Below are 2400 nucleotides of genomic sequence, written 5' to 3'. Positions count from 1 at the left end.
AGTGAATTTAGTTTCACAACGCTAAGGAGTAAAAACCGATGAGTATTTCTATTAATCAAATCGTCAACGGCAACGTGTATATTAACGGCAACAGTCAAATGGGACGCGCGAATGAAGTAAAAATCCCAGACGTTGAGTTTGAAAAGGTTTCCCATAAAGGCCTGGGGCTACATGGTGAAATTAAACTTCCGGCAGGTACGAACGCTATCGAAGCAGAAATTACCTGGGATAGCTTTTATCCGGAAGTGCGTGCGTTGTTGTTGAACCCTTATAAAAATTCACAGCTAATGATCCGCTCAAACCTCCAGGTGTTTGACTCACGCGGGTTGGCCGCTGAAGAGCCGATGGTGACCATTATGAATGTGTCAGCCAGCAAAATTGGTGGTACGGCGCAGAAAAATAAAGAGAATTCAGAGTTTGGTGATACGGTAGATGTTTATTCAATCAAACAGACCGTGGCCGGCAAAGAGATCTTATTTATTGATGTGCTTGCAAATATCTACCGTGTAAACGGCCAAGATGTGTTGCAAAAATACCGCACTAATATCGGTCAATAAAGGGGTGAAAACCTTTAAATCTATTTAAAATCATTCAACCGGTCAAAGTTGTATTCTCCTTTGTGAAGTTAAACAAATCGACTCACAAAGGAGTTTTTTTATGTCTGAAACCATTCTTAAATTAGCGTTCCCATTCCCTGATGGGCAAGGAAACACCATCACCGAGTTAAAAATTCGCCGTCCTAAAGTACGTGATATCGGCAAAATGAGAGGTAGAACCGAAACCGAAATGGCGATAAGTTTGCTTGCAATCGTCACAGACTTAGTGCCTGAAGATATTGACGAGCTTGATATTTCAGACTTCCAAGCAGCATCAAAAATTATTGAGAAAATGCAAAAGGGAAAGTAACCGCGGAAAGTCTTAATGCAGCCCTGGCAGACTTGGCCTTTTGGTTTGGTTTCCAGCCAAGCGAGCTGGAAGAAATGACGCTTGATGATGTTGAACGTTGGATTATTCAAGCGGAGCGGCAGATTAAAGCAAGGTACACAAAAGCCGCTGTTTAAGCGGCTTTTTGTTTAGTGTTTAAGTATGGTTTGAAGCGTGGCAAATAAGCCAAAAAGCGAGATGATAATTACTCTACTCGAAAACATTACCAGGAATCCGGCCAATGTCCACGGTAGGGCAAACAAAAAAGCAGATACGCAAACGGAAACCCATGAGAGCGAGCTACTTTCTGAATAAAAAACTAAAAAATGATAAAGGCTGCCGAGATAGCTTAAAACAAGGGCGAGCAATAAAACAGCCTGTGTGTTTTCTACCCATTTTTCTCTTGTCATTTCTTCCTCCTTATTAATTAAACGGGACTATAAAACATGTCAAACAATCTAGCAATAGGATTAGTCATTACAGCCGGCGTGACAGGTGCGGTTAAGGGCATCCGTTCTGTTTGCAATAGTTTTAAAATATTGCAAGACCAAAGCCTTAGTACGTCTAAAAAGATGGGCGCGCTGGCTAAAACAGGAGTGGCTGGGTTTGCAGCGCTAGCTTCATCCGTTACAGCTACTATGGGGACTATTCGCGGTCTAGCCGACCCCGCAATTAAATTTGAAAGCGCAATGGCGGATGTTAAAAAGGTCGTAAACTTTGATACGCCAGCTCAATTCAAAGAAATGGGCGACGATATTCTAAAACTAACTCGCACAATACCAATGGCAGGGGAAGAAATTGCCGCTATCGTTGCAGCTGGCGGTCAATCTGGCGTAGCGCGGGAAAACCTACTCGGATATGCTAAGGACGCGGCCACAATGGGGGTGGCGTTTGATATGGCGGCTGGTGATGCGGGTGAAGCGATGGCGACCATGGCTAACGTGCTAGGTAAACCAATTACAGAGATGGCTCAATTCGGGGATGTGATTAACCACCTATCAGATAATGCCAACGCAAAAGCGAAAGATATTGTAAATGTCATTACGCGGGTGGGTTCTGATACACGAATGCTTGGGCTTTCCGAAAAGCAATCCGCTGCGCTAGGATCTACCTTCCTTTCAATGGGTAAAGCACCTGAGCTTGCAGCGCAAGCAGTGAAAGGTATGTCGTCATCATTTTTACAACTTAAAGCCGGCGAGCATGCAAAAGAGTTAAAGCAGCTAGGATTTACGACAAAAAGCTTCGCTGCTGCGATGAATAAAGATGCGCAAGGTGCGATTTCTTCTTTCATTGAAAAAGTGAAACAGATGCCAAAAGATAAACAATATCCGCTTCTCGCCAAGATATTTGGTAAACAATATGCCGACGATGTATTGTTACTCGCGCAAAATACCGGGGAATACAATCGCCAGTTAGGGTTATTACAAGAAACCGATGAGCAAGGGAATTTAAAATATATCGGATCAATGCAGCGCG

At 43.4% G+C, this 2400-nt stretch carries 5 protein-coding genes; 4 read left to right on the top strand and 1 reads right to left on the bottom strand.

What is annotated here, in order from left to right:
* Positions 1-38: 38 nt before the first annotated feature.
* The 3 genes from DPV85_RS09800 to DPV85_RS09790 all read left to right on the top strand — a co-directional run bounded on the left by DPV85_RS09800 (position 39) and on the right by DPV85_RS09790 (position 1061).
* The gene (locus tag DPV85_RS09800; protein ID WP_111327864.1) at positions 39-557 is read left to right on the top strand and encodes a phage major tail tube protein; all 519 of its coding nucleotides are present in this window, start codon (positions 39-41) and stop codon (positions 555-557) included.
* A 100-nt stretch (positions 558-657) separates the two neighbouring features.
* On the top strand, positions 658-906 hold the full coding sequence (locus DPV85_RS09795) for a phage tail assembly protein (protein WP_111327868.1): 249 nt from the start codon (positions 658-660) through the stop codon (positions 904-906).
* A gap of 32 nt (positions 907-938) precedes the next feature.
* Entirely contained in the window at positions 939-1061 is a 123-nt protein-coding gene (locus DPV85_RS09790; RefSeq protein ID WP_111327867.1) for a GpE family phage tail protein, read from the top strand.
* 12 nt (positions 1062-1073) lie between these two features.
* Here the strand turns inward: DPV85_RS09790 and DPV85_RS09785 are convergent, their stop codons facing one another.
* Complete coding sequence (locus DPV85_RS09785; protein ID WP_111327866.1) at positions 1074-1334, bottom strand: hypothetical protein; 261 nt, start codon at positions 1332-1334, stop codon at positions 1074-1076.
* Between the two features lie 36 nt (positions 1335-1370).
* Here DPV85_RS09785 and DPV85_RS09780 point away from each other — a divergent pair.
* Positions 1371-2400, top strand: a 1030-nt coding sequence (locus DPV85_RS09780) for a phage tail tape measure protein (RefSeq protein ID WP_111327865.1), incomplete at its 3' end; no start/stop codon positions are given.

The organism is Haemophilus parainfluenzae, assembly GCF_003252725.1.
Lineage (GTDB): Bacteria > Pseudomonadota > Gammaproteobacteria > Enterobacterales > Pasteurellaceae > Haemophilus_D > Haemophilus_D parainfluenzae_L.
This window is presented reverse-complemented; position numbering and strand designations above follow the sequence as displayed.

Excerpts from the sequence above, each read along its gene's own strand:
- DPV85_RS09785 (WP_111327866.1), bottom strand. The coding sequence starts at position 1,334 with ATGACAAGAGAAAAATGGGTAGAAAACACACAGGCTGTTTTATTGCTC.
- DPV85_RS09795 (WP_111327868.1), top strand. The coding sequence starts at position 658 with ATGTCTGAAACCATTCTTAAATTAGCGTTCCCATTCCCTGATGGGCAA.
- DPV85_RS09800 (WP_111327864.1), top strand. The coding sequence starts at position 39 with ATGAGTATTTCTATTAATCAAATCGTCAACGGCAACGTGTATATTAAC.